The organism is Paraburkholderia madseniana (assembly GCF_009690905.1).
GTDB lineage: Bacteria > Pseudomonadota > Gammaproteobacteria > Burkholderiales > Burkholderiaceae > Paraburkholderia > Paraburkholderia madseniana.
The window spans coordinates 1-25,723 of the sequence record NZ_VOSW01000038.1; the positions used below are offsets into that span (position 1 = coordinate 1).

Genomic DNA, 25,723 nt, shown 5'->3' on the forward strand with positions numbered 1-25,723 from the left:
AGTGAACATCTGGCGCGGCAGCGTCGTCTGGTCGGCGCCCGCGAGGAACAGCGTGACCACCACTTCGTCAAACGATGTCGCAAAGGCGAAAAGCGCACCTGACATCACACCAGGTGCGATCACCGGCAGCGTGACGCGGAAGAACGTCTCAACCGGATTTGCGCCCAGCGACAGGCTCGCACGCACGAGGTTATGGTTGAAGCCCTGCAGTGTTGCCGCGACGGTCGTGACGACGAACGGGGCGCCGAGCGCCGCATGCGCGGCGATCAGACCGGTATAGGTGTTCGCGAGTCCGAGCGGGGCGAAGAACAGGTACATGCCGACGCCGACCACGACGACCGGCACGATCATCGGCGAGAGCAGCACAGCCATCAGCAGACCTTTGCCGTGGAAGTCGGCCTTAGTGAGGCCGATCGCAGCGAGCGTACCGAGCACGGTCGCGACGACGGTCGCCGATGGCGTGACGATAAAACTGTTCTTCGCGGCCATCCGCCACTCGTCCGAACTGATCAGGTGCTCGTACCAGCGCATCGAGAAGCCCGGAATCGGATAGACGAGAAATGTGCTCGACGAGAACGACAGCGGCACGATCGCGAGGACCGGCAGGATCAGATACAGCAGCGTCAGCACGACGAGCACGCGCAGCGCGACGTACCACGCCCGCTCGGCGAACGACATATGCGGCGCGAACAGCGGCCTGGCAAGTTTCATGGTCAGATTCTCCTTGTTTCGCGTAATCGTCGGCTCAACTGAGGCTGAGTTTTGAGCGCGTGAACCGGCCGTACACCGCGTACAGCACCAGCGTTGCCGCGAGCAGCAGCCCGCCGAGCGCGCACGCCATGCCCCAGTTGATCGTATCGTTCGTGTAGTAGGCGACGTAGTAGCTGACCATCTGGTCGTCCGGGCCGCCGAGCAGTGCAGGGGTGATGTAGTAGCCGATCGCGAGAATGAACGCGAGCAGCGCGCCGGCGGCGACACCCGGATAGGTCTGCGGCACGTACACTCGCCAGAACGCCGCGAACGGATGACTGCCGAGCGATACGGCCGCGCGCTGGTAGGTCGGCGGAATCGACTTCATCACGCTGTAGAGTGGCAGGATCATGAATGGCAGCAGGATGTGCGTCATCGAGATGTACACGCCGACGCGGTTGAACAGCAGCGCCAGCGGTTGCGCGATCAGCCCGCTGCCGATCAGCGCCTTGTTGACGAGCCCGTCGTTTTGCAGCAGCACGATCCACGCCGCGACCCGCACGAGCACCGAGGTCCAGAAGGGAATCAGCACGAGGATCATCACGAGATTCGCGCGGCGCTCGGACAGTCGCGAGACCCAGTACGCGAGCGGATAGCCTAGCAGCAGCGCGAACAGGGTGACCGCCATGCCGATCAGGAACGTGCGGCCGAAGATTGTGAGGTAGATCGACTGCTCGGGATCTGCGTGCACGATATGGCTGAAGCCGTCCTGCTTGTGGTCGAGTGCGGCGAGCAGATAGAACGGCGAGATCTGGCTGCCGTTTTTCGCGATCGCCTGCCAGTAGGTGGCGTCGCCCCAGCGCGCATCGAACTCGATCAGCTTCTCGCGCGTCTGCGCGGGCGTCAGCGGCTGGTCGCTGCTGCCCTTGAGCGGCATCGCGCGCGCCGTTTTCGCCACGAACGAACGAAAGCCGGGAATTTCCAGGTTCAGACGCGACGCGAGCGTACCCATTCCGTCGGTGCCGGCGAGCTTCGTCATGTCGGCTGCGAGCGCGGCGTAGGCCGCGTCGGGTGGTGGCACGTGACGGTCCCAGCCCGACAACGCCGCGACTGTGTTCGGCAGCGCCGTCGCGATCTCGGGGTTCTGCACCGCGCGTGTGAGCAGCGCGCCAATCGGCACGACGAAGATGAGCAAAACGAAGATCGCGAGCGGCGCGATCAAGAGGAGCGCCATCGCCCGTTTACGAGCCCCGGCTAAGCGGAGTTCGCGCTTGAGCGCGGCCGTCGACAGTGTCGACGAGGAAGGGGCGATCGTCATCGTATTCAACGTTTTTCTCCGGCCGGACCGCGACCCGGCGGAATGCCGCACGACGCGATGCGCGCCGCGCGGCCGGTTGGGTCAGAAAAACATCCGCACGCTTACTTCGCGGCCCATGCGGCGAAGCGCTGCTCGAGTTCGTCGCCGTGATCGGTCCAGAAGCCGATGTCCTGCAGGGTTGCGTCTTTGGCGTTGGTCGGCGAGTTGGGGAGGTTCGCGAGAGTCTTGGCGTCGAGCGATTTGAGCGCCACGACATCTGCCGGGCCATACGCGATATGTTGCGTGAACGCCACCTGCGATTTGGGCGTGAGCGTGTACGCAATGTACTGCTCGGCGAGCGCCTTGTTCGGCGTGCCCTTCGGAATCACCCAGTAGTCGAGGTCGTATATGCTGCCGTTCCACATGACCTTCAGGTTCTGGCCTTCTCTTTGTGCGGCGTCGATGCGGCCGTTGAACGCGGTCGACATCACGACATCACCGGCGACGAGGAACTGCGGCGGCTGCGCACCCGCCTCCCACCACTGGATGTAGGGTTTCAGCTCGCCGAGCTTCTTGAACGCACGATCCTGGCCGGTCTTCGTGGCGAGCACCTTGTACACGTCCTTTGGTGCAACCCCGTCGGCCATCAGCGCGAATTCGAGGTTGTAGCGCGCGCCTTTGCGCATTGCGCGCTTGCCGGGGAATTTCTTGATGTCCCAGAAATCGGCCCAGCTGGTCGGCGCCGTCTTGAGTTTGTCGGCGTTATAGGCAAGTGCCATCGACCACACAACGAAGCCGACCCCGCAGGTCTGCGGCGCTTCAGGGACCAAATCCGACTTCTTCGCGATCTTCGACCAGTCGAGCTGTTCATACAAGCCCTCATCGCAGCCGCGGTTCAGCTCACCCGACTCGACCTCGACGACGTCCCAGTTGACGTGCTTTGCCTCGACCATGGCCTTCACCCTGGCCTGCTCGCCGTTGTACTCGACGACAGTGACCTTGTTGCCGGTCGCTTTTTCAAACGGCTCGTTGAATGCGATGTTCTGCACTTGCCCCCAACTGCCTCCGAAGTTGACAACCGTCAGTTCCGCAGCGGATGCGGGTGCTCCGGACATCACCAGCGTGAGCGCGAGCACCGTGCAGGGCGCGGCAAAGTTTGCTCGAGTGATCATGGTTCCTTCTCCTCAATGACGAAAACGAATCGTTGTGTCGGACTGGCCAGCGTAGAAATCGTGTAGACAGCTACGCAAAAACGCGCAGATGTTCAGGCGCGAATGCGAGTGTCACGGGCGCGCCGGGTGCAAATCGTTCAAGTGCACCGGTACCGATCGGTACCTTGACGAAACATTCGTCTTGCCCTTTGAACGCGCAGCGCATCCGCACGTGGTCCCCGAAATAGATCAGACTGCGAGCCTCTCCCGCCAGCGCGTTTGCCGCTGCGTCGTTCGCTCGATCGCTGCCGTACACTACGTTCATGCGCTCGGGGCGAATGCATGCGATGGCGGAGGCGCCCGCCGCCGCGTTGCCGATATTGCGGCCGACGAGCCGCGTTCCGTCGTCAAGCCGGAAGTCGCAAAATTCGCCGTCCACTGACGCGATCGTCCCGCGCAACCGGTTGCTGTCGCCGACGAAGTTCGCCACGAACTCGTTGCATGGCGATTCGTACATACGGTCTACGGTGTCGAGCTGCTGCACGACACCTTTGTCGAATACCGCGACCCGGTCTGACATGGTGAGCGCCTCGTCCTGATCATGTGTGACGTAGACGAACGTCAGGCCGAGTTCTGCGTGCAGGGACTTCAGCTCGTACTGCATGTGCTCGCGCAGTTGCTTGTCGAGCGCGCCAAGCGGCTCGTCCATGAGCACGAGCTTGGGTTTGGACACGAGTGCGCGTGCGAGCGCGATGCGCTGCTGCTGGCCACCTGACAGTTGTGCCGGATAGCGCTTCTCGAAGCTTTCCATGCGTACCATCCTCAGGGCTTCGTTCACACGCGCGGCACGTTCGGTAGCAGGCACCTTGCGCACACTGAGGGGATACGCCACGTTCTGTCCTACCGTCAGGTGCGGAAACAACGCATAGTTCTGAAACACCATGCCAATGTCCCGCTTGTGAGGGGGGACGTTGTTGAGCAGCTTGCCGTCGAGGTGGATCTCGCCACCGGTAGGAAATTCGAAGCCTGCAAGCATCATCAGGCAGGTCGTCTTGCCGGAGCCCGAGGGTCCGAGCAAGGTGAGAAATTCTCCGCGGTAGATATCGAGATCGAGCGATTTGACGACGAGCGACTCGCCATCGTAAGTTTTCCTAACGCTTCGAAAGCTGACAATCACTTCTTGAGTCTTCGGCACAGCTGCCTCCGTTCAACGCGACAATTACCAACAGAATGCGGAGCGAAGCGGCGAGGTCAACCCGCGTCTGTGAGAGCCCGCTCCGCAACCTCGTCCACGGCCTGCTTCACGATGCCAACGATCTCGTCTGCCTCGTCGCGGCTCATCACGAGCGGCGGTGCGAAACCGAGGATGTCGCCGTGCGGCATGGCGCGCGCGATCAGACCTCGCTGCAGCGCGGCTGCGGCAACCCGCGGCCCGATCTTCAGAGCCGGGTCGAAGGGCTTGCGCGCCTCCTTGTCTGCCATGAATTCCAGCGCAGCCAGCATGCCCGTGCTGCGCACCTCGCCCACCAGCGGGTGTGAGCCGAACGCTTCACGCAGTTGCGCGCCGAAGTAAGAGCCAACTTGCGCGGCGTTTTCCACCAGCTTTTCGCGCTCGATGATCGTGAGATTGGCGAGCGCCGCGGCCGCACACACCGGGTGCCCGGAATAGGTCCAGCCATGTCCCATCGGTCCGTGCTCCTGCGAGCCCCGCGCAATCACATCCCAGACCTTTTCGCCCACGATGACACCTGAGAGCGGCGCATACGCGCTCGTGAGTCCCTTCGCAACGGTGATGAGGTCGGGCTGGATGCCAAAGTGCTGCGCACCCATCTTCGAGCCGAGCCGGCCGAAGCCGCACACGACTTCGTCGCAGATCAGGAGAATGTCGTGCTTTTTCAGCACCTGCTGGATCGCGGGCCAGTAGCCGGCTGGAGGCGGCAAGATCCCGCCGGTGCCCATTACAGGCTCACCGATGAAGGCTGCGATTGTGTCGGCACCTTCACGTTTAATCAGCTTTTCGAGTTCGTCCACGCAGTACGATACGAACGCGGCCTCATTCATTCCCGTGGGCGCCTTGCGATACCAGTGGGGGCAGACCGTGTGCTTCACGCGCTCGATCGGTAGATCGAAATGCTGATGGAAGCTCGGCAGGCCCGTGAGACTGCCCGTCACAATGCCCGAGCCGTGATAGCCGCGCTCGCGCGAGATGATCTTCTTTTTGTTCGGGCGGCCCAGCACGTTGTTGTAGTACCAGACGATCTTGATCTGCGTTTCGTTCGCGTCCGAGCCGGACATGCCGTAGTAAACCTTCTTCATGCCGGCCGGCGCCCACTCCATGAGGCGCGAAGACAGCTCGATGATTGCGTCCGACGAATGGCCGACGTAGGTGTGGTAATAGGCAAGCTGCTTTGCCTGCTCATACATGGCGTCGGCGACTTCGGTACGGCCATAGCCGATGTTCACGCAGTAAAGTCCCGCAAAGGCGTCGATGTATTGCCGGCCTTCATGATCTTCGATGCGGATGCCGCTGCCGCCGCGCACGATCTTGCCCGGCAGCGCGCCGCTTTGGTGATCGTGAGCGTGCGTGGACGGATGCATGAAATGCGCACGGTCCTGCTCGAACAGTGCGTCGATCGATTGAGTCATGTCGTCTCCTGATTCGGGCTCGAGCCGTGGCTTGGGTAGCGAGGCGCTGGCCCGGATAACAATGGTTTTATTGCATTGCACAGCGAATTTCTTCGGAAACCACCTAAATCGTCTTACATGGTAGACACAATCTACTATGGAAGATACACTAGCAGACAGAAAGTGAGCCATCAAGCGTTTTCAAAAAAGCTTGTGACGATGCGCTAGACTCTCGCCGACCCCCTTATGAACAGTCATAGATGAACAGTCTTATGGAACTTCCACCTGAAGCTGCAGGCGACCACGACGAGTTAAATCAGGAGTTTGGGCGCCGCATGCGCGCGCTGCGGGAGCGCGGCGAGCTGACACTCGAAGAGCTGGCGACGAGATCTGGCGTGAGCCGGGCCATGCTTTCAAAGGTCGAGCGAGGCGAAAAGAGTCCGACCATCGGGGTAGCAAAACGGATCGCGCACGCCCTCGAGACGACACTGAGCTTCCTTACCGGCGGCGTCGAGGATCGGCAAGCCGTAGCGGTAGTTCGGCGTGAACAGCGGCATATTTTCCGGGACAGCGAAACCGGCTTCGAGCGCCACATTCTTTCTCCGACCATGGTTGGTAGCCAGGTCGAGTTGCTCCAGCACTGGCTGCCGGCCGGCGTGTCCACAGGCATGATGCCGGCTTACCGAAGCGGAACAGAAAAGCACGTGACAGTGGCAGAAGGGGAGTTGATCGTTTCGTTGCCGGGCCAGGAAATTCGCTTGTCGGAAGGTGACACTCTGTTCTTCGAGGCCAGGGTCGAGCACGCCTTCAGCAATCGCTCCAGAAAGCATTGCTCCTATTACCTGGTCATCTCCCGGCGCGACGACAAGTAAGTCGGGCAAGCTGTGGCCGCCCAGAAAGGGTGGCCGTTGACATTCTCCTATCGTAGATATATTCTACTTGCACATCCCGGAAAGTGCCGGGAACCAGCCTCGCGGGTGTCTCGTTCCTTTGATCGCCCAGGTCGTGCCATCTCTTCATCCCGCTTTAGCAGTTTTCATAAGGAGTGCAAATTGGAAAACGCAAACCCGAATCTTGAAGTAGGGGAGCTCGACCTGAAGTTGGCCAATCTCCGCATCGGTGGTGCATTTGCCCTCGGCGCTGAGCTCGACGGCCGGATCGTGAATATCACGCAGGCTGGCGCTAACTTCGAGTTGCCGGCGCCGGCTGATATGGACGATTTGCTTCAGAACGACCGTGCTGCCGACGTATCGGCGATCGTGAACCGCCTTCGGCAGGACGGCGGAATCGAATCGGTTGAGGTACGTGAGGCTGCTTTCGCTCCCCTTGTCACGCGGCCGCGGAAGATCATCTGCGTGGGGTTCAACTACCAGGCGCATGCGGCGGAGACGGGAACGCCCATTCCCAAGGCGCCGCCAATCTTTAGCAAGTTTGCGAACGCACTCAATCACCATGACGGCGACATTGAACTGCCTACTATGGTAGACAAGGAGTTCGACTACGAGACGGAACTCGTGATTGTGTTCGGGCGGAAATGCAAGAACGTGTCGAAGGAGAATGCGCTATCCGTTGTTGCGGGCTACGCGGTCGGTAATGACTTCAGCGCCCGAGGTCTGCAGAACATCACGACGCAGTTTACGGCGGGGAAAATGTCGGATGGTTTTGCTCCGCTGGGCCCCTGGCTCGTTACCCGGGATCGCGTGCCGGACCCGAACAACCTGAGGTTGCAAACCTGGGTGAACGGCGAAATCAGGCAGGACAGCAGCACCGGCGAAATGATCTTCGACTGCCGCGAGATCATCCGCTACGTGGCCAGCATCATGACGATCGAGCCGGGCGACATTCTGTTTACTGGGACGCCGCCGGGGGTGATCTGGGGGAAAAAGGTGCCGCGCGACGAGCGTCAATGGCTTAAAGCGGACGACAAAGTGGTGTCCGCGATCGAAGGGCTCGGTGAGCTCGCCATTCATCTTCGCTGAGAACGGGGCAGCCATGAGCCATGACGCGACGATCGAGCGACTGTACGTTCTCGACGCAGGCATAGCGCAGGTCGACGATGCCTCGATTTACTCTCCCGGATTCAATGTCGGCAAGCCGATGACGTTAAGCTGCAATGCGTATCTCATCCGCCATCGCGGACAATGGATGCTATGGGACACCGGCACCCAGGACGATCTGATCGGCGAGCCGGAAGGCCGGATCATCGCCCACGGTATCCGCGGAACGATCAGCAAGACGATCGCGTCGCAACTTCAGGAAATCGGGGTTGAGCCTGATGAAATCGGTACGCTGGCGCTTTCGCATGCGCATTACGACCATGTAGGCAATTGTCGGCTGTTCACGAAGGCCGAGTGGATCGTGCAGACGGCTGAATATGAAGCCATGTTTGGCCCGGATCCTGACGCTTTCGGATTTAGGCCTGACCTGTACGGCATGCTGCGTAACAACAGGCTCAGGTTGATCGAGGGCGACCACGACGTTTATGGAGACGGCGCCGTCCGTATCATTTTCACGCCCGGCCACACCCCTGGCCATTGCTCGCTGTTGCTGAATCTTCCCGAGACCGGGCGAGTCGTGTTGAGTGGCGATATTGCTCACAATCGGCGTAACTTCCAATGCAGATGCGTTCCTTCTTTCAATGTCGACGCACAGCAGTCAATTGCGTCGATGAACAGGGTCGAAGAGCTTTTGGCGGCTGAAGGTGCGACGTTATTCGTCAATCATGATATTGCCCAGAATGCAACCTTGCCTCATGCACCTGACTGGCTCTCCTGATTGTGTATGTATTGGTCGGCGTCCGCACGGTGCAATGTTCGATTACGCGCATCGCATTGGAACGGCACAATTCGCAGCTGTTCGGCGGCGTCGTCCACAACGACGCCACGCGAGAACGTAATCTTGACGTGTAGATTGACCCGGAGCGCGGTTTCATGCTGTTCGATTCCGACAGCTAGGTCGTGGAGCTCGAGGCGGTGCCGAGCGTGCCGCTCGATATCGAAACCGGTCTTCGCGGGGAACGGCCAAGCACTTCTCGCATTGCTGATAACAGCGCGGGGATGCCAGGTCGTTCTGGCGCTGCTATCCCGTGCTGGCGAAGGCCGGCAATATTGGGCGACTCGGATCATGCCTTACTCAAGCTCTGCCTGGATCGCGTTGGATGGTCGCTGACGGTATCGATGACGGTACTCCGCAGAAGTCGTATTCGGATGCCCAGTTTTCGTAATGTTTGAACGAAAGCGCACATTGACTCTCCGATGCAGTCTGTCCAAAGCCGATAACTGCCGACTGGATTTTTCGGTATGGCTGACGGTATCGTCGCTACCCGACTGGGCGGAAAGGCCGTCTCCAGAAGGATCCCGGCCACCGATTGACGATCGAGTGGGAGTGATTCAAGGTGCTCCCGGGTCGTTCCGGGAGGTCCGGTTTTTCCTGTTTCTCCTTTAAAAAAGATGAGGTTATTGTCCGGTGTGGTCTGCTGTGATCCGGGCAATACCTGGTGGAAATGTCGGTATCGGTGACGGTACCGACATTTCTTCCTCGGACGGCCTTGTCCGATACCGTCAAATCAGTCTGACGGTATCGGTTGACGGTATACGTTCGAGGAGTCCCTATGCTCACAGACATGCAGTTGCGAGCGCTGAAGCCGGCCAAGAAGATCTACAAGGTTGCCGATCAGCGGGGGCAATATGCAGCAGTGATTCCTGCAGGCGCGGTGAGCTTCCGGTACGGACTACCGGGTGAACGGTCGCCGGGAAACCCTGGTTATCGGCCGCTACGATCCATCACTTTAAGCACGGAAGCCACGCAAGCCAGACGAACTCGGATTCGCAATGGCTATAGCCTCCCGGAAGCCCGGCTTCTACGCGACCAAGTCTACGGAGCAATCCAGCGCGGAGAGAGTCCTTCACGTTCGAAAGTCGAGAAACGGGTCGAGGCGACCGAGGTGCTAACGTTTGGTAAGTGGGCGGAGAAATACTTTGTGGAGACTGCTCTTGCCGACTCCACACGAGCGATGCGCAAATTGGTATAAGAGCGGAATCTCACGTCGGAATTTGGCCGGCTGAAGTTGGAAGAGATCACGCCCGCACGATTGATGGCGCGCTGCGAGAAGATCAAGGGGAGGGGCGCCGCGGCCCCTGCCGTGCGGGCGCGCGACATCGTTCTGCAGGTCTATCGTTTCGTGCAGGCGCGGGGACTAAAGGTGGACAATTCCGAAGGAACGGATGAAGGCCGGTCTCCCCCACATTGTCTATCTGAGTCAACAGGCTCTGGACATTCTGGTCGCATTCAAGACATGCTTCGGAGCGAGTTCGTACGTGCATTCCGGCCGCTATGAGACGGCCTCCCCAATAAGTTCGGCGACTCTGAACCGCGTCATTGACCGCACGGTCAAGCTGATACGCGACGGCGGGGCAGATTTTGATCCTTTCACGGTGCACGATCTGCGTCGGACGGCCAGCACGCTGTTGCACGAAGCAGGGTTCAACACCGACTGGATCGAGAAATGCCTCGCTCACGAACAGCGTGGCGTGCGCGCGGTCTACAACAAGGCGGAGTATGCAGAGCAGAGGAGGGCGATGCTCCAGGCGTGGGCAGATATGCTGGACGGCTGGATTGCTACGAATCCAAAGGCGAAGGGCGAAAGGCCATAGCTGACTGATGTTCGAAGCGCCGTGGTATGGGGCGAAGAGACCACGGTGCCGGGCGACACAAGATCCGGCAGCCGTCTCTCCAGTCTTTCGTTGTCAGCGCCGTTTCTCCCGATCACGGCTGCCTCGCCCTTGGTCTCGCCGCCCCTCTACCCGCGCCCTGAGTCTGAAAGTTGTCCACCCGATCAGCGAACCCGCGGTTTTGCTCGACAGACTTTGATTTCCGGGTAACCCGGTAACGGCAGCCGCGCAACTCTCTCTGCCTCGACGCGCTTGAGTCCAAGTGCCTGTAGCACGACCGCCGCAGCGCGCTCCGCGAAGTGCTGTTCTCCGAGTCCAGATGGCTTCTGCCCTTGGACGGCTGGTGTGACGGAGGCGGAAAAGTGCATTTCAGCGGCGATCGCCGCGAAGATGATGCCCGTAACGGAAATGAGACACAGAAAGTGGTCCGAGACGACAAAGCGTCTCGCGGAAATGCCACTTTGACTATCGCGCAGCAAACGCTGACCGAGACCCCAGTTCAGCGCATGCACCGAAAAACCCTCGCGGATCAGGAGCTGTCCCCACACCGGCTCGCGGCGGGCGCGCATCAGCGTATGGCGGACACAGATAGCGACCACTTCGGCCGGGTCGGACAGTCCGCTGGCCAGGCGATCAAGCGTATCGGCGAACTCTTCGAACACCCACTCGACGAGCGCGGCGAAGATCCCTTCCTTCGACTCGAAGTGATTGTAGAAGGAGCCGAAACCGACGTCGGCGGCCTCGGTAATGTCGTTGATGGTCACTGAACCTATCCCTTTTTCGGCCGTTAGCCTGAGCGCAGCGTCGAGCAGGCGGGTTCGAGTCTTCCGCTTGCGGCGGGCGCCGCGCGGCTGCCGCCCTTCGGTCGCCTCGGCCGGAGCTGGCAGCTTTTGTTTGCGCTGCCGGGTTGCACGGGAGTTCGGGGTATCAGGCATCTCGGTTCCAGATTTCTGTATCGTCATATTTTAGATTTACACGTCATAGTTGACAATATAATCAGTTATGGGTTTAATGTCACTGTCGCGAACGGATCAGCGACCGCATGGACAGACGAATTGAGTTGCGACGGTGCCTGGAACAGGGAGTTGCAGCGCTGAAAATGAGTCGTCCACTGCCATCCAGATCCACCAGCGCCGGGCTGGGGGGCGAGGACATGTTTTACGCTCGTTCTCTAGCTGTTTCGTGGGGAGTGGCCGCGTGCGATGACGAAGTACGAAGAGTTGCAAGCGGCTTGTATCAGACAAAGCGAGTAGGAATACTAAGTTGTAGGTATGCCGGATCTAGTGCTCGCGCACTTTGCAAAGCATGCTGCCAGACGCACCGTGTCTTCCGATGCCTCGCCCATTTTATTGCTGGACCATCACCTGCCTTGTGAACATCGTGAAACTTTCCGGTCTTAACGCGCAGACGCTTGCGCGTCCTTTCCTGCCGTCCGTCGTCCGACCATCCCTCCGGGGACGTCTTCTGATTGCGGCTTGCGGCGCAATGCTGCTAGCGGCCTGCCACCAGCGCGAAACCGTCGCTCCCGAGCTCAAGCCCGTCGTTGCTGTCACGGTTCATCCCGACGGGCGCACGGCGAGCGCCTCATTGCCGGCTCAGATACAGGCGCGGTATTCGACGCCTCTTTCGTTCAGGATTGGAGGCAAGGTCACCGAACGGCGGGTGCGCATCGGCGATACCGTCAAGTCGGGACAGACCGTTGCGCTGCTCGACCCTACCGACCTGCGCAACAACCTGGCCAGCGCGCGAGCGCAGCTCGACGCCGCCGAACATCGTCTCGTGTACGCCAAACAGCAGCTCGATCGAGATAAAGCTCAGGCGCAGGCAAACCTGATTGCACCCGCGCAGATGGAGCAGACCCAGGACGCCTACGCTTCCGCCCTCGCGCAGCGCGATTCGGCGCTCGCCCAGATGGCGCTCGCCACGGATCACCTGCGCTACGCCACGCTCACGGCAGACCACGACGGCGTCATCACGTCGGAGGACACCGACACCGGCCAGAACATTCAGGCAGATCAAGCCGTCTATCACCTCGACTGGACGGGAGACGTGGATGTTGTCTGCGACGCGTCCGAGCGGACGATTGGCGCATTGACCGTCGGCAGCAATGCGCGCGTGAGCCTGTCTGCGCTGCCTGGTAAGACCTTCGAGGCGCGCGTGCGCGAGGTGTCGCCCGCCGCCGACCCGCAAAGCCGCACCTGGCGCGTGAAGCTCACGCTGGCCGCGCCGAGCCCCGAAGTTCGCCTCGGCATGACGGCGAATGTTGCGTTCGATGCCGCCAGCGACGCGGCAACGGCACGTCCGTTCGCGCTGCCTGTGACGGCGCTCTTTCACAAAGGCGACGACCCCGCTGTGTGGGTGGTGCACGCGGGCAGCGACACCCTTGAGCTGCGCCCTGTCAGCATCGCGCGCTACGACGAACGCACGGTCTCTGTCACCGGCGGCCTGCACGACGGCGACCGCGTCGTGATGCAGGGCGTGCACGCAGTGAGCGCAGACCAACACGTGCAGGTGGTGGCCCCGTTGCATCCCGAGGATTTTTCGTCATGAACCCACGCGACCGTGAAACCGCGCATGAAAGCGCGACCGTCACCCCGTCCGACTCCGAGGCACATGGCGAAGGTGGCTTCAATCTCTCCGCGTGGGCGTTGCGCCATCAGCAGTTGGTGATCTTTCTGATCGGGCTTGCAACCCTGTTCGGCGTGATCGGTTATACGCAGCTTGCCCAGTCGGAAGACCCGCCGTTCACGTTCCGGACCATGGTGGTCAAAACTTACTGGCCGGGCGCGACTGCCCGCGAGGTGCAGGAACAGATCACGGACCGGATCGGCCGTCAGTTGCAGGCGGCACCGTATGTCGACAACATCAAGAGCTACTCACGGCCCGGCGAGTCGATGATCTTCTTCGCCATGAAGGATTCGGCCCCGGTCAAGGAGGTCCCCGAGACCTGGTACCAGGTGCGCAAGAAAGTGGGCGACATCTCGGCGACGCTGCCCAAGGGGACGGTTGGACCGTTTTTCAACGACGAGTTCGGTGACGTCTACACAAACATCTACGCGCTTGAAGGCGACGGCTTTACGCCTGCGCAACTGCACGACTACGCAGACCAGTTGCGCACGGTCCTGCTGCGCGTGCCCGGCGTCGCCAAGGTCGACTACTTTGGCGACCCGGACCAGCACATCTTCGTCGAGATATCGAATGCAGAGCTGACGGGGCTCTCTATCACGCCGCAGCAGCTCGCCCAGGCAATCGACGCACAAAATACCGTTACGCCCGTTGGCACCATTACGACGGCGGACGACCGGGTGTTCGTGCGACCGAGCGGCGCGTTCAAGGACGTGCAGGCGCTCGCCGACACGCTCATCACCGTGAACAAACGCACGTTCCGGCTCGGTGACATCGCGAAGATCACGCGCGGCTATGACGATCCGCCCGTCACCCAGATGCGCGTCGGGGGGCAGGCGGCGCTCGGCATCGGCGTGACGATGCAAAAAGGCGGCGACGTGATCAGCCTCGGCAAGGCGCTCGACGCGAAAACCGCCGAACTGCAGGCGGCCATGCCGGCGGGACTCAAGCTGGCTCCCGTCTCGAGCATGCCTCACGCGGTCAAGCATTCAGTGGACGAGTTCGTAAGGTCGGTCGGCGAAGCGGTAGCAATCGTGCTGGTCGTGAGCCTCGTTTCGCTCGGCCTGCGCACCGGCATGGTCGTCGTGATCTCGATTCCGATCGTGCTCGCCGTGACGGCGCTTTGCATGCATGTGTTCAATATCGGGCTGGACCAGGTCTCCCTTGGCACGCTCGTGCTCGCGCTGGGGCTGCTCGTCGACGACGCGATCATCGCCGTCGAAACGATGGCCGTGAAGCTCGAGCAGGGGTGGAGTCGCAAGCGCGCGGCGGCCTTTGCCTACACGAGCGCGGCATTCCCGATGCTGACTGGCACGCTCGTGACGGTATCGGGCTTCCTGCCAATCGCACTCGCGAAATCGAGTACGGGCGAATACACACGTTCGATCTTCGAAGTGTCGGCCATTGCGCTGATCGTATCGTGGTTCGCTGCCGTCGTGCTGGTCCCCTTGCTGGGCTTCCACATGCTGCCCGAGCGCAAGAGCCACGAGAGTGGCGGGCACCATCACGAGCACGATGTTTACAGCACCGGCTTCTACCGGCGCCTGTCGGGGTGGGTCTCGTGGTGTATCGAGCGTCGCTGGGCCGTGCTCGGCGTCACTGCCGTGCTCTTTGCGATCGCGATGGCGGCCTTCACGCGCGTGCCGCAACAGTTCTTCCCCAACTCTGAACGGCCAGAGCTGCTTGTGGACCTGCGGCTGCCGGAAGGTGCTTCGTTCGAGGCGACCCTGCGCGAAGCGAAGCGCCTGGAAAAGGCGCTCGACGGCCAGCCTGCAATCGAGCATTTCGTAGACTTTGTGGGCACCGGCGCACCGCGCTTTTACCTGCCGCTCGACCAGCAGCTTCAGCAGCCAAACTTCGCGCAGTTCGTGATCACGGCCAAAAGCGTTGAAAACCGCGACGAGTTGATGCACTGGCTCGATGCCAAACTCGGGAGAGAGTTCTCCGGCGTGCGCACGCGTGTGGCGCGACTCGAGAACGGCCCGCCCGTGGGCTTCCCGATCAAGTTCCGGGTGAGCGGCAACGACATTGCGACCGTGCGCTCAATTGCTGAAGAGGTCGCCGAGAAGGTCCGCGCCGATTCCCGCACGCGCGATGTGCAGTTCGACTGGGACGAGCCGGCGGAACGGTCGCTCTCGTTCGAGATCGATCAGAACAGGGCGCGCCAGCTTGGCGTGTCGTCGGAGGACGTATCGAACTTCCTGGCCATGACGCTTTCTGGCTACACGGTCACGCAGTTCCGTGAGCAGGACAAGCTGATCAACGTCGATCTGCGCGCGCCAAAGAGCGAGCGTGTCAATCCTGCGCAGCTCATGAGCCTGGCGATCCCGACGCCGAATGGCCCGGTTCCTCTCGGTTCCCTCGGACACGTTCGGAACACGCTCGAGTATGGGGTGATCTGGCAGCGCGACCGGCAACCGACGATCACCGTGCAGGCCGACATTCGGGGCAACGCGCAGGGCATCGACGTGACCCGCGATATCGAGCACGCGCTCGCGGAGCAAAAAGCCACGCTGCCGGTCGGCTATCGCATCGAGGTGGGCGGCTCCGTCGAAGAAAGCGTGAAAGGCCAGACCTCGATCAACGCCGAGATGCCGCTCATGATCATCGCCGTGCTGACGCTGCTCATGATCCAGCTCAAGAGTTTCCTGCGGACGTTTATCGTCGTGCTGACAGCACCGCTCGGGCTGATCGGCGTCGTGGCCGCGCTGCTCCTGTTCGGCAAGCCCTTTGGTTTCGTCGCGTTGCTCGGCGTGATTGCCATGTTCGGCATCATCATGCGCAACTCCGTGATTCTGGTCGACCAGATCGACCAGGACATCGCGGCGGGGCATGGGCGCTTCGACGCGATTATCGGTGCAACCGTGAGGCGCTTCAGGCCGATCATGCTGACGGCCGCAGCCGCCGTGCTCGCCTTGATCCCGCTCTTGCGCTCAGCTTTCTTCGGGCCCATGGCGACCGCGCTGATGGGTGGTATCACGATCGCCACGGCACTGACCATTTTCTTCCTGCCGGCGCTCTATGCGACGTGCTTCAGCATCCGGCGCGACGAGCGCGGGATACAACCGGTCGTCGTCGAGCATACGGAGATTTCATCATGAACTTTGCCTATAAGACATCCGTTATCGCCGTGGCTACGGCGCTCGCACTGACGGCCTGCTCGTTCGCTCCCAGCGGGGAGCCCCCGGTGATGCCTTCGCCCACGCATTACGGCGCGCAGGTGCAGCCGTCGAAGACTGTCGTGGCGGATGGCGTTGCGCAGCAATTCGATATCGGCTCGACTGCCGTTCTGCAATGGTGGCGGCTTTACCGGTCCGACGCGCTCGATGCGCTCGTCGACGAAGGATTGCGCAACAGCCCGACGCTTGCGGCCACGCAGCGGACGCTCTCCGCCGCGCAAGAAGAACTGCGCGGGCAAATCGGCTCGTCCACGCTGCCGTCGGTCGACGCTGCCGCCCAGGTCGAGCGTGCGCGTTCACCGGTCGTGCCCGGCATCGGCCCAAGCGAGGTCCGCTATAACTTCTTCGCCGGGCAGATTCAAGCGCACTACACGTTCGACCTCTTCGGCGCGACGCGTTACACCAACGCGGCGGCTACCGATCGCGTGAATGTGCAGGCATTTGAACTGGAAGCGGCCCGGCGCGCGCTCGCCGCCAACATCGTCGGCACGGCGATCAATGTGGCGGCGCTCGATCGCCAGATCGCGCTCACCGAACGGCTCATCGCCGTGGCGAGCGAAACTGCAAACGAGGATCAGCAACGGTACGCGCTCGGGTCCATTTCGCACGTGCAGGCGCTCAACTCGACGCAGGAGGCAGATTCGATCGCGGCGAGTCTTCCGGCCTTACGCCAGCAGCGCGCCACAGCCGTCCACGCGCTGGCGGTACTGATGGGCCGGACGCCCGATAACGCACCGACCGTTCCCGACCTCGACAGCCTGGCGTTGCCCGACCACGTGCCGGTCGTCGTGCCTTCGGACCTCCTGCGTTCGCGTCCGGACATTCAGGCAGCTGATGCCGCCGTGAAGGCCGCCGCGGCCGACGTTGGCGCTGCGACCGCGCAACTCTTTCCGAGCCTGTCACTGACGGCCTCGATGGGTCGCGGGGGCTTTAGCTGGCCCGCGATGCTCTCAGGTGCAGGCGGGCTCTGGGCGATCGGTGCGGGCCTGTCCCAGCCGCTCTTCCATGGTGGGGCGTTGTTCGCGCAACGCAGAGCCTCGATTGATACCTACGATGCGACGGTTCTGCACTACAAGTCGACAGTTCTGTCGGCATTCCAGGATGTCGCCGATTCGCTTGCCGCACTGGACAATGACGCGCAGACGCTGGCATTTGCCGAAAGAGCGGCACAGGCAGCCCAAGCTGCATTCGACGAAACGGCGTCGCGCGCCCGCCTGGGTTCCCTGCCGTCAACGGCACAGCACGCCAGCGAGCAGCGGTTTCTCAACGCACGGCTTAGCGCCGCCCGCGCCGGGAGTCAACGCATGAGCGATACCGCCGCACTCTTCCAGGCGATGGGCGAATTGCCTGCCGATCAGCCGCACGTGACGTCAAGAGAATGACCTTGTTTCCGCAATTCGGCGAGGGCCTTTGTCTCTTCGTGTCGCGTCGATGATCCCGGTCCATAACGCGTCTTGACTTCAACCGCCTCATTGCGCGTCGACTTCCGCCTCGACCAGTGGCAACGCGCGCATTGCAATCTTCTCTGCCTCTGTGCGCTTGAGCCCGAGTGTTTGCAGAAGCGTTGCTGCCGTACGCTCGGCGAAATGCTCTCCGCTGAAGCCGAACTCGTCGAGCAGGTCTGCCGCCGGCGCGCCCGGCGCGACGAAATTCAGCTCGGCCGCAATTGCCGCGAGCACCGTGCCGCCCACCGAAAGAAAGCCGATGAAGGGGTCAGCGACCACAAAGCGCTTGGCGGCGATGCCGTTTCCGATATCCCGCAGCAGCCGCTGGCCCAGCCCACGGCTCAGGATGTGAGCTGAAAACCCTTCACGTATCAGGAAGCGTCCCCAAACGGGATCGCGCCGCGCACGCATCAGGGTATGGCGCACCGAGACGGCAATTACCTCGGCCGGGTCGGACAGGCCGCCGGTGAGGCGATCGAGCATGTCGGCGAATTCCTCGAATACGTTGCCGACGAGCGTCGCGTAGATGGCTTCTTTCGACTCGAAGTGGTTATAGAACGAGCCATAGCCGGTGTCGGCGGCCTCAGTGATTTCGTTGATCGCCACGCCCTCCATGCCCTTTTCCGCCATTAGCCGGAGGGCAGCGTCGAGCAGGCGGGCGCGTGTCTCGCGCTTGCGACGCGCTCCGCGCGGCTCGCGCTCCTCGGGAACGGCGACCGGAGAAACGGGGTCCGCACGGGTGGAGCGCTTGGGCGCGGGCCGGTTTAAAGAGTTCGCCATGACGAGTTCCAGTCTTTGCTCATATCCAAGTATAGATTGGAATGTTTCTATTGACAAAGTTGTCATCGATGACTTTAATGTCAATAAGGCGCATGGTTGACGCCCGACAAACAAATAGACAGATGGAGTGACAGTGGAGACAGGAGCAATAAACACCACCGGGCCGTCCGGCCTGCAGGACCCGGTTCAGCCGCCGACGCGTGACCTGCCCGAGGCAATAGAGGTGCTGATAGTCGGGTGTGGCCCGGTCGGTGCGGCGACCGCCAATCTGCTGGCACGGCACGGTGTGAACGTGATGGTTGTAGACAAGTCGCGTGAAGTATTCATGGCGCCCCGTGCAATCGCACTGGATAACGAGGCGCTGCGCATCCTTCAGCTTGCGGGCGTTGGCGAGCGCGATTTCGAGACGATCGCCATACCGTACGTCCGCATGAGGTCGCCCATGCTGGGCCTGTTCGGCAGCGTGAATTCGCTGGGCAGCCTGGATGGCCATCCGAAGCTCGTCACGTTCTACCAGCCGGATCTCGAGCGGTGCCTGCGCGCCCGGCTCGAGACATATGACTGTGCGCATATTGCGCTGGGTGTCGGACTGAAGGGCTTCACGGAGGAACGGGACCATGTGCTCGCGTCGCTGGACCTCGGGGACGGGCGCACTCATGAGGTCCGTGCCCGCTATCTGGTCGGCGCGGACGGGGCGAGTTCGCTGGTGAGGCAGCTCATCGGCCAGGAATTCAAAGGTAAGACGTTCGCCGAGGACTGGTTGATCGTCGATGCCCGCTACGTACCGCGTCCGATCGATCACATCGAATTCATCTGCGATCACCGTCGGCCAATCCCGCATATGGTCGCGCCTGGCCACCGTGAACGCTGGGAATTCATGCTGCAGCCTGGAGAGCGACGCGAGGAAATGGAATCCGAGACACGCATCCGGGAGTTGCTCTCTCCATGGGGCAACGTCGAAGAGATGATCATCGAGCGCAAGGCCGTGTATCGCTTCCATGCGCGCACCGTTGACGCATTCAGCAAGGGGCGGGTGTTCCTCGCGGGCGACGCGGCCCATATCACGCCTCCATTCGTCGGGCAGGGGCTGGTAGCAGGCCTTCGGGACGCCGCCAATCTTTGCTGGAAATTGGCATGGGTGGTACACGGACGTGCCGACCCAAGGATTCTCGATACCTATGACGAGGAGCGGCGCCCGCATGCAAAGGCAATGATCAACCTTGCAAAATTCATGAGTAGGCTCGTCATGCCGCGAAGTGGCGCGGTTGCGCTGTTGACTCATGGGTTGATGCGACTTGCGGGACTCGTGCCGCGCCTGCGCGCGCAATTTGAGGAACTGCAGATCAAGCCGAAGAACGCATTTCGCAGTGGACTGTTCGCCAAGGGCCGCTCGTCGACCAGGCTTGTTCGTGGCGCAGTCATCGCGCAAGGCTGGGTGAGAGGTTCCGATGGCACCACGTGTCTGAGCGACGACGTGCTCGGGCAGGGTCTCACGCTGATCGGGTTTGGCGTGGATGCGGCGGCTGTGCTAGAGCACGCGACGGCCGCAGCGTTTGCGCGTGCCGAGGGGCGCGTTGTCCAGATTGCCCATCGGGGGCAACGGCTGCATCTTGCCGCGCTCGACAGTTGGGAAGACCTTGAAGGCGTATTTCTTCCGGGGCTGGTGCCCGTCGGGTGGGTTGCCGTAGTCCGGCCCGACAAGACGATCGTCCACGACGGTGCGGCCACCGACGTGAACCGTATCGTGCGCGAGAGTCTTGCCTTGCTGACGAACCCCGTCGGCGCGCCGGCTATGGAAGCCGAACACGCTATCCGAACCGTTTGATTTCCGTTCTGCCATGAAACTGACTACTGTACAGCCGTCCCGTCACCCCGATCCCACGACGAAAGCGTCGGCATTGGCCTATCTGATATTCGACCGGCCAGATCTCGAGAAAGCCGAGCAATTTCTCAATGACTTCGGGCTCCGAACGGTATCGCGCACTGATGCGCTCGTCCTACTGCGGGGAACGGGTGCTTCGCATTTCTGCTACGTCGTCCGAAAGGCGCCGAAATCCATGTTCGTCGGCTTCGGGCTACAGGTCGACAACATGGCCGATCTTGATGCGCTTGCAAAAGTGCCCGGCGCCTCTGAGGTCGAACGGTCGCAGTTGCCAGGCGGCGGCTATACAGTACGACTGACAGATCCTTCTGGCTTTCGCGTCGATGCAATATGGGGCCAGGCGCCAGCTTCGACGCTATCCCATCGGCCGCCATTGCCGTTCAACTCCGTGGATGCGGCCGTCCGAATTAACGGGACGCAGCGACCGCCCGAGTGCGCGCCCGAAGTTATCCGGCTCGGACATGTCGTGCTCGAACTCGCCGACTACCAGGAAACCTGCGCATGGTATACGCGGCATTTTGGATTCATCCCGAGCGATGTGCAGGTACTTCCCGATGGCTCGCCGGTCGTCGCGTTCATGCGGCTCGATCTCGGCGACAAGCCGGCCGATCACCATACGCTCGCGCTTGCACAAGGCTTCGTGCCCATCTACAGCCATAGTGCCTACGAAGTCGTGGATGCCGACGCGGTCGGCATGGGCCAGCGCGTCCTGCGCGAGAAGGGCTGGACGCACGCTTGGGGAATTGGCCGTCATATCCTGGGCAGCCAGATCTTCGACTACTGGCAGGACCCGTGGGGCGACAAGCATGAGCACTATTGCGACGGCGATCTCTTTACGGCCGATGCGCCGACCGGTGTTCATGCCGTGAGCCGTGAGGCGATGGCGCAATGGGGACCGACAATGCCGCGCAGTTTCACAAAACCCAGATTCACGCTTTCGAGCATCGTGGCGCTCTTCAGGAACCTGCGCCGCAGCCCCGACCTGACTCTGAGCAAGCTGCGGATGCTGGCAAAGCTTTTCGCTTGAACCAACCCCTTCCATAGAATCCGGAGATCGATAAATGGCACTTCACGTTCTGCATTACCTGCACCATGGCCGCGCCCAGTGGGGTGTGGTCGCTAATGGCACTATCACGCCGATTCCCGGCGAGTTCAAGACGACCGCCGAGTTTATCGAGGCCAATCCGGTCGAACGGCTGTTCGTGCTGAGCGGTCCGACGATTCCCGAATCGGAAGTGCAATGGTTGTCGCCCGTGACCGCCAATCAGCAGTTCATTTGCCAGGGCGCGAATTATCGCCAGCATATGATCGAGTCCGGCATGGACCCGGATGTGAAGAAATTCAATATGATCTTCACGAAGGCAACAAGCTGCATCGTTCCGGCCGACTCGCCCGTGGTTAAGCCAAACGAGGTGCAGTTCCTCGACTACGAGATCGAACTCGGTCTTGTCCTCAAACGCGACATTACGTCGCGCGAAACTGTCACTGACGGGAACCTGCATGACTACATCGCGGGCGCCGTGATCGTCAACGACTATTCCGCGCGCGATATCCAGATTCCACAGATGCAGTTCTACAAGGGCAAGAGCTATCGCACTTTTGGCCCTGTCGGCCCTTACCTTTGCCTCCTGGAGAAACAGGATATTCCAAAGCTGAAGGAGCTCGTGCTGACGCTGACGGTAAACGGAACTGTCCGCCAGAATGACTCCACGGCGGGCCTCGTCTACGGCCCGGCGGAGACCTTGACGGAGCTTTCCGCCCTACACGACCTGCGCGCCGGGGACCTGCTCGCGACCGGCACGCCCTCCGGTTGTGCGCTGACTATTCCGTCACCCGAAAAGCAGCGCGCCGCGGCGCAACTGCCTGAGGCGGAAAAGTGGCGGCTTTTCCTGAAGATGCAGGAGGAAAGGCCTCAGTATCTGCGCGTGGGTGACGTCGTGGAGGCGCATATCGCCAGCCATGACCGCTCGATCGATCTGGGCGTACAGCACAACGTCGTTATGGAACAGGCGGCATGAAAGGCGTCGCAAACGTACACGATGTCCTTGCCATTGAAACGCAGGGGCAACTGGCGGATCTTCCGTCGAGTACCTACGAGATGATCTGCCGGGGCGCCGCCATCAATCCAGTGGCACCCGCACTTTCGTTCTTTGCAACGGCCGACGACCACCGGAACGCTGAGTGCTGGACGTATGGTGAACTCGTGCGCGATGTCACGCGAACCGCAAACATGTTTGCGCGCCTTGGAGTACACCGCGACTCGGTTGTCGCATACGTTCTGCCCAACCTCCCTGAAACGCACTTGGTGATCTGGGGCGGGGAAGCCGCCGGGATTGTCTGCGCGATCAATCCGCTGCTTGAGGGCGAAGCCATCGGCGAACTGCTGAACGCCTCAGGTGCGAGCGTGCTCGTGACCCTGGCACCGTTGCCCGGAACTGACCTCTGGCAAAAGGTGCAAGCGGTGTTGCGCAAGGTGCCTTCCCTTCAGCATCTGGTGCTCGTGAATCCGGCCGACCGCATGCCGGGTGAAAAGGGATTTGCGGCCCGGATGCTTCAACGTGGCGAGTCTTCGAAACTGCATGGGCCTGGCGGCGTTCACGGTGCCGTTCCTGCGCATGTCGGCATCCACGATTTCAGCACCGCCATCGCGGGGGAGTCCGGGGTGGCGCTCAGCAGCACGCGTCGACTGAGCATGGATGATGTGTCGTCGTTCTTTTGCACGGGCGGTACCACCGGGCTGCCGAAGATTGCGGTTCGACGGCACGGCAACGAAGTGGCCAATGCGTGGAACGCGGGTCAATTCTTCGGCGAAAGCATTGGTCCGGGAAAAGCGATTTTTTGCGGACTGCCGCTTTTCCACGTGAACGCCGTGATGGTGACAGGTCTGCTGGCGTTCTCGCGTGGTGCCCACGTCGTGCTCGGCACACCGCAAGGCTATCGGGGCGAAGGCGTTGTAAAGCGTTTCTGGGAAATTGTCGAGCATTACCGCATCAACTTCTTCAGCGCTGTCCCGACACTCTACGGATCGCTGCTGGACGTTCCAGTTGGCGAGCACGATATCAGCTCGCTCGAGTATGGACTGTGTGGCGCCGCCCCCATGCCGGTGGAATTACTTCGCACTTTCCAGGATCGTACAGGAATAAGAATCCTTGAGGGCTACGGCCTCACGGAAGGTACCTGCGTTAGCAGCGTGAACCCTCCGCTTGGCGAGCGCAGGGTCGGTTCGATTGGTCTTCGTCTGCCCGGTCAGGCAATGAAAGCAGTGGTGGTCGATGAAACCGGCCGGTATGTACGAGATTGCGTTGCGGATGAGGTCGGCCAGCTGGTTATCTCCGGGCCAAACGTGTTCGTTGGCTATACCCGGCCGGAGCAGAATAGTGGCATCTGGATGGAAAGTGGTGACGGCGGCCGCTGGCTCAATACCGGAGATCTCGGACGGTGCGACCCCGACGGTTACTTCTGGCTCACCGGCCGGCAGAAGGAGTTGATTATCCGGGGCGGACACAACATCGACCCTGCGGCAATCGAAGAACCACTGCATCGCCATCCCGCAGTCCAGATCGCGGCAGCCGTAGGCCGTCCCGATATGCACGCGGGCGAGTTGCCGGTTGCCTATGTCCAGCTAAAGCCGGGCACAACGGCAACGGAAGCGGAATTGGCCGAGTTTCTGCGTCACGAGATCAACGAACGCGCCGCGTTGCCAAAGGGGATACGGATCGTGGATGCGATGCCGCTGACGGGCGTCGGCAAGATCTTCAAGCCCGCGCTAAAACGCCGCGAAATGGCAGACGCCCTGGAGTCGGCCCTCGTAGAGGCTGGCGTCGAGGATGCAACCGTTAGCCTCATTGATGACATCTCGCGTGGAATTTCACTTCACGTCGAACTTGGCGACCCCGCGTTCGAAGCATTGGCGACTTCCGCGCTCGGACGCTTTCCGTTCGCATTTTCGATCTCGGCCGCCGCGAGGCCAGCACGGGCGGAGCAACCGACGGGGACGGACCCGGCAGCAACAGATGCGTAGGGCAGGCCAACGTGACACGAGCCACGACCTCAAAGGGACGTGTTCGGTCGTGCGACCGGATTAGAGGTTGATCGGAAGTACCCGGCGCGATGCCACGTTGAAATGTCTGTCAGTGTATTAAATTTAGTATACCTATTCGTTTGGAAGGGAAAGAGGATGAGTATTGCATCGGAAAGGTCTTTGCGTTCGCAGGTTGAAAAATGGCTCGGGCCGACTTTCTCGACGCCGGTTCGGGTTACCCGATTCAGCCGCGCGCGCTCGAATCAGAAACCGTGCGTGCGTATCGAGCTACTGCTACCGACAGGCCCGCTTGGATTTTTTTTCTTCCGGCACCGCGACGGTACGTGGTGCGTGTTCCCGCCCGAGACGGAACGCCTGGCAATGCACTCTTACTAGAGTGCAGGGCGATGGGAGTAGGCGGGGGTGTAGCTATGCGAAAGGCGGACAACAATCAATTTAGCAGTTCGAACAGAAATACGCTGATTCACAAAAATTTCCAGACAAAGAGACAGGAGAAGAGGCATGAGGAATTACAAACGCGCGATCAGTTCGGTCGGTATGGCGGCTTGCATCTGCTCGGCTGGGCTTATCGACAATGCCGATGCGCAGTCGGCCGGAAGCATAACGCTGTCGACAGGATGGCTTCACATTGCGCCGCAGGGTGACGCAACGCCACTAACCGTGGAAAGCATTGGCGGGGTAGCAGTGAATCAGCAGCTATCTGGTAGCGGAGCGCATGCGAGTTCAACCGATACGGTGGGAATTACCACTGAGTACTACGTCACGGACAACATGGGTGTCGCCTTGCTTTTTGGACTACCAATGAAGGTGAATCTGATTGGCGACGGGACGCTGCAGAAGTATGGCAAGCTCGGCACAACAAGGCCCATGCCGCCCGCCATCGAACTTCGATACCACCTGTTTTCAGCCGAATCGAAATTCCGTCCGTTCATAGGGCTCGGCGTGAACTATACGTGGTTCACCCAGGTTCGGACAACCAATAGCCAGTTTGTCACTGATAGCCTTGGTCCAGGCGGCTCGGCACGTGCGACACTCAGTTCATCGTGGAATCCTGTATTCGAGGTCGGGGCAAATTACGCGATTACAAAACACTGGTCGGTCGGAACCTCTCTTGGCTACGTCCCGGTGAAAACCCACCTTACGTTATACGGGCAGACCGCAACGGGAACGCAGATCGTTTCCAAATCCACGCTCCGGCTCAATCCGCTTAACGTCTTCCTGAACGTCGCCTATACGTTCTAGCGCGTACAGATCGTCGATGCGCCAATCGAGGGGTTTGAACGCTCTTCAGGGACAGAGGCAAGCAAAATGTTTTCTGCTGCGTACTTGCGCCCGGT

20 protein-coding genes are annotated in these 25,723 nt (G+C 61.0%); 13 read left to right on the forward strand and 7 right to left on the reverse strand.

Annotated features, from left to right (window positions below; all coding sequences use genetic code 11):
- From FSO04_RS20480 to FSO04_RS20500, 5 genes are all read right to left on the reverse strand, one after another.
- Positions 1-711, reverse strand: a 711-nt coding sequence (locus FSO04_RS20480) for an ABC transporter permease (RefSeq protein ID WP_154561881.1), incomplete at its 3' end; no start/stop codon positions are given.
- Positions 712-745: 34 nt separating this feature from the next.
- On the reverse strand, positions 746-2,008 hold the full coding sequence (locus FSO04_RS20485) for an ABC transporter permease (protein ID WP_166618224.1): 1,263 nt from the start codon (positions 2,006-2,008) through the stop codon (positions 746-748).
- 101 nt (positions 2,009-2,109) lie between these two features.
- A complete protein-coding gene (locus FSO04_RS20490) occupies positions 2,110-3,159 on the reverse strand; it encodes an ABC transporter substrate-binding protein (protein WP_154561885.1) in 1,050 nt (349 codons plus the stop codon).
- 70 nt (positions 3,160-3,229) lie between these two features.
- Positions 3,230-4,333 carry an ABC transporter ATP-binding protein gene (locus tag FSO04_RS20495; RefSeq protein ID WP_233464925.1) on the reverse strand — a complete coding sequence of 368 codons (1,104 nt, stop codon included), beginning with the start codon at positions 4,331-4,333 and terminating at the stop codon, positions 3,230-3,232.
- A 56-nt stretch (positions 4,334-4,389) separates the two neighbouring features.
- Positions 4,390-5,784: an aspartate aminotransferase family protein gene (locus tag FSO04_RS20500; protein ID WP_154561887.1), complete on the reverse strand. Its 1,395-nt coding sequence runs from the start codon at positions 5,782-5,784 to the stop codon at positions 4,390-4,392.
- A gap of 251 nt (positions 5,785-6,035) precedes the next feature.
- On the opposite strand from FSO04_RS20500, the gene FSO04_RS20505 reads away from it, so the two are divergent.
- From FSO04_RS20505 to FSO04_RS49075, 5 genes are all read left to right on the forward strand, one after another.
- Positions 6,036-6,635 (forward strand): helix-turn-helix domain-containing protein, encoded by a 600-nt coding sequence (locus FSO04_RS20505; RefSeq protein WP_233464926.1) that lies wholly within the window; start codon positions 6,036-6,038, stop codon positions 6,633-6,635.
- A gap of 180 nt (positions 6,636-6,815) precedes the next feature.
- Positions 6,816-7,742, forward strand: coding sequence for a fumarylacetoacetate hydrolase family protein (locus FSO04_RS20510; RefSeq protein WP_154561891.1), 927 nt, complete (start codon positions 6,816-6,818; stop codon positions 7,740-7,742).
- A gap of 13 nt (positions 7,743-7,755) precedes the next feature.
- Positions 7,756-8,538: an N-acyl homoserine lactonase family protein gene (locus FSO04_RS20515; RefSeq protein WP_154561893.1), complete on the forward strand. Its 783-nt coding sequence runs from the start codon at positions 7,756-7,758 to the stop codon at positions 8,536-8,538.
- 835 nt (positions 8,539-9,373) lie between these two features.
- Positions 9,374-9,793 (forward strand): integrase arm-type DNA-binding domain-containing protein, encoded by a 420-nt coding sequence (locus FSO04_RS49070; RefSeq protein WP_323138096.1) that lies wholly within the window; start codon positions 9,374-9,376, stop codon positions 9,791-9,793.
- Between the two features lie 193 nt (positions 9,794-9,986).
- Positions 9,987-10,415, forward strand: coding sequence for a tyrosine-type recombinase/integrase (locus FSO04_RS49075; RefSeq protein ID WP_323138095.1), 429 nt, complete (start codon positions 9,987-9,989; stop codon positions 10,413-10,415).
- Between the two features lie 182 nt (positions 10,416-10,597).
- Here FSO04_RS49075 and FSO04_RS20525 read toward each other — a convergent pair whose 3' ends face one another.
- Entirely contained in the window at positions 10,598-11,368 is a 771-nt protein-coding gene (locus tag FSO04_RS20525; protein WP_154561895.1) for a TetR/AcrR family transcriptional regulator, read from the reverse strand.
- A gap of 397 nt (positions 11,369-11,765) precedes the next feature.
- On the opposite strand from FSO04_RS20525, the gene FSO04_RS20530 reads away from it, so the two are divergent.
- Genes FSO04_RS20530 through FSO04_RS20540 form a run of 3 tightly spaced genes read left to right on the forward strand, consistent with a single transcriptional unit; the run spans position 11,766 to position 17,619 of the window.
- On the forward strand, positions 11,766-12,983 hold the full coding sequence (locus FSO04_RS20530) for an efflux RND transporter periplasmic adaptor subunit (protein WP_154561897.1): 1,218 nt from the start codon (positions 11,766-11,768) through the stop codon (positions 12,981-12,983).
- On the forward strand, positions 12,980-16,159 hold the full coding sequence (locus FSO04_RS20535) for an efflux RND transporter permease subunit (protein ID WP_154561898.1): 3,180 nt from the start codon (positions 12,980-12,982) through the stop codon (positions 16,157-16,159). The genes FSO04_RS20530 and FSO04_RS20535 overlap by 4 nt, the downstream gene beginning before the upstream one ends.
- Positions 16,156-17,619: an efflux transporter outer membrane subunit gene (locus tag FSO04_RS20540; protein WP_154561900.1), complete on the forward strand. Its 1,464-nt coding sequence runs from the start codon at positions 16,156-16,158 to the stop codon at positions 17,617-17,619. The genes FSO04_RS20535 and FSO04_RS20540 overlap by 4 nt, the downstream gene beginning before the upstream one ends.
- Positions 17,620-17,706: 87 nt before the next feature.
- On the opposite strand, the gene FSO04_RS20545 is transcribed toward FSO04_RS20540, so the two are convergent.
- Positions 17,707-18,462 (reverse strand): TetR/AcrR family transcriptional regulator, encoded by a 756-nt coding sequence (locus tag FSO04_RS20545; RefSeq protein WP_154561902.1) that lies wholly within the window; start codon positions 18,460-18,462, stop codon positions 17,707-17,709.
- 172 nt (positions 18,463-18,634) lie between these two features.
- Here FSO04_RS20545 and FSO04_RS20550 point away from each other — a divergent pair, with 172 nt between their 5' ends.
- The 5 genes from FSO04_RS20550 to FSO04_RS20570 all read left to right on the forward strand — a co-directional run bounded on the left by FSO04_RS20550 (position 18,635) and on the right by FSO04_RS20570 (position 25,628).
- Entirely contained in the window at positions 18,635-20,287 is a 1,653-nt protein-coding gene (locus FSO04_RS20550) for a bifunctional 3-(3-hydroxy-phenyl)propionate/3-hydroxycinnamic acid hydroxylase (RefSeq protein WP_154562024.1), read from the forward strand.
- A gap of 13 nt (positions 20,288-20,300) precedes the next feature.
- Positions 20,301-21,371, forward strand: a complete 1,071-nt coding sequence (locus FSO04_RS20555; protein ID WP_154561904.1) for a VOC family protein — start codon at positions 20,301-20,303, stop codon at positions 21,369-21,371.
- A 34-nt stretch (positions 21,372-21,405) separates the two neighbouring features.
- Positions 21,406-22,362 (forward strand): fumarylacetoacetate hydrolase family protein, encoded by a 957-nt coding sequence (locus FSO04_RS20560; protein ID WP_154561906.1) that lies wholly within the window; start codon positions 21,406-21,408, stop codon positions 22,360-22,362.
- Positions 22,359-24,365, forward strand: coding sequence for an acyl-CoA synthetase (locus FSO04_RS20565; protein ID WP_154561908.1), 2,007 nt, complete (start codon positions 22,359-22,361; stop codon positions 24,363-24,365). Before FSO04_RS20560 ends, FSO04_RS20565 begins: the two co-directional genes overlap by 4 nt.
- A gap of 522 nt (positions 24,366-24,887) precedes the next feature.
- A complete protein-coding gene (locus FSO04_RS20570) occupies positions 24,888-25,628 on the forward strand; it encodes an OmpW/AlkL family protein (RefSeq protein ID WP_154561910.1) in 741 nt (246 codons plus the stop codon).
- The last annotated feature ends 95 nt before the right edge of the window (positions 25,629-25,723 follow it).

Bases quoted from the DNA above. Each gene is read 5' to 3' on its own strand.
- FSO04_RS20505 (WP_233464926.1), top strand. From the start codon at position 6,036: ATGGAACTTCCACCTGAAGCTGCAGGCGACCACGACGAGTTAAATCAG.
- FSO04_RS49070 (WP_323138096.1), top strand. From the start codon at position 9,374: ATGCTCACAGACATGCAGTTGCGAGCGCTGAAGCCGGCCAAGAAGATC.
- FSO04_RS20515 (WP_154561893.1), top strand. From the start codon at position 7,756: ATGAGCCATGACGCGACGATCGAGCGACTGTACGTTCTCGACGCAGGC.
- FSO04_RS20500 (WP_154561887.1), bottom strand. From the start codon at position 5,784: ATGACTCAATCGATCGACGCACTGTTCGAGCAGGACCGTGCGCATTTC.
- FSO04_RS20545 (WP_154561902.1), bottom strand. From the start codon at position 18,462: ATGGCGAACTCTTTAAACCGGCCCGCGCCCAAGCGCTCCACCCGTGCG.
- FSO04_RS20555 (WP_154561904.1), top strand. From the start codon at position 20,301: ATGAAACTGACTACTGTACAGCCGTCCCGTCACCCCGATCCCACGACG.
- FSO04_RS20525 (WP_154561895.1), bottom strand. From the start codon at position 11,368: ATGCCTGATACCCCGAACTCCCGTGCAACCCGGCAGCGCAAACAAAAG.
- FSO04_RS20490 (WP_154561885.1), bottom strand. From the start codon at position 3,159: ATGATCACTCGAGCAAACTTTGCCGCGCCCTGCACGGTGCTCGCGCTC.
- FSO04_RS20560 (WP_154561906.1), top strand. From the start codon at position 21,406: ATGGCACTTCACGTTCTGCATTACCTGCACCATGGCCGCGCCCAGTGG.
- FSO04_RS20570 (WP_154561910.1), top strand. From the start codon at position 24,888: ATGAGGAATTACAAACGCGCGATCAGTTCGGTCGGTATGGCGGCTTGC.
- FSO04_RS20540 (WP_154561900.1), top strand. From the start codon at position 16,156: ATGAACTTTGCCTATAAGACATCCGTTATCGCCGTGGCTACGGCGCTC.
- FSO04_RS49075 (WP_323138095.1), top strand. From the start codon at position 9,987: ATGAAGGCCGGTCTCCCCCACATTGTCTATCTGAGTCAACAGGCTCTG.
- FSO04_RS20530 (WP_154561897.1), top strand. From the start codon at position 11,766: ATGCCTCGCCCATTTTATTGCTGGACCATCACCTGCCTTGTGAACATC.
- FSO04_RS20565 (WP_154561908.1), top strand. From the start codon at position 22,359: ATGAAAGGCGTCGCAAACGTACACGATGTCCTTGCCATTGAAACGCAG.
- FSO04_RS20535 (WP_154561898.1), top strand. From the start codon at position 12,980: ATGAACCCACGCGACCGTGAAACCGCGCATGAAAGCGCGACCGTCACC.
- FSO04_RS20485 (WP_166618224.1), bottom strand. From the start codon at position 2,008: ATGACGATCGCCCCTTCCTCGTCGACACTGTCGACGGCCGCGCTCAAG.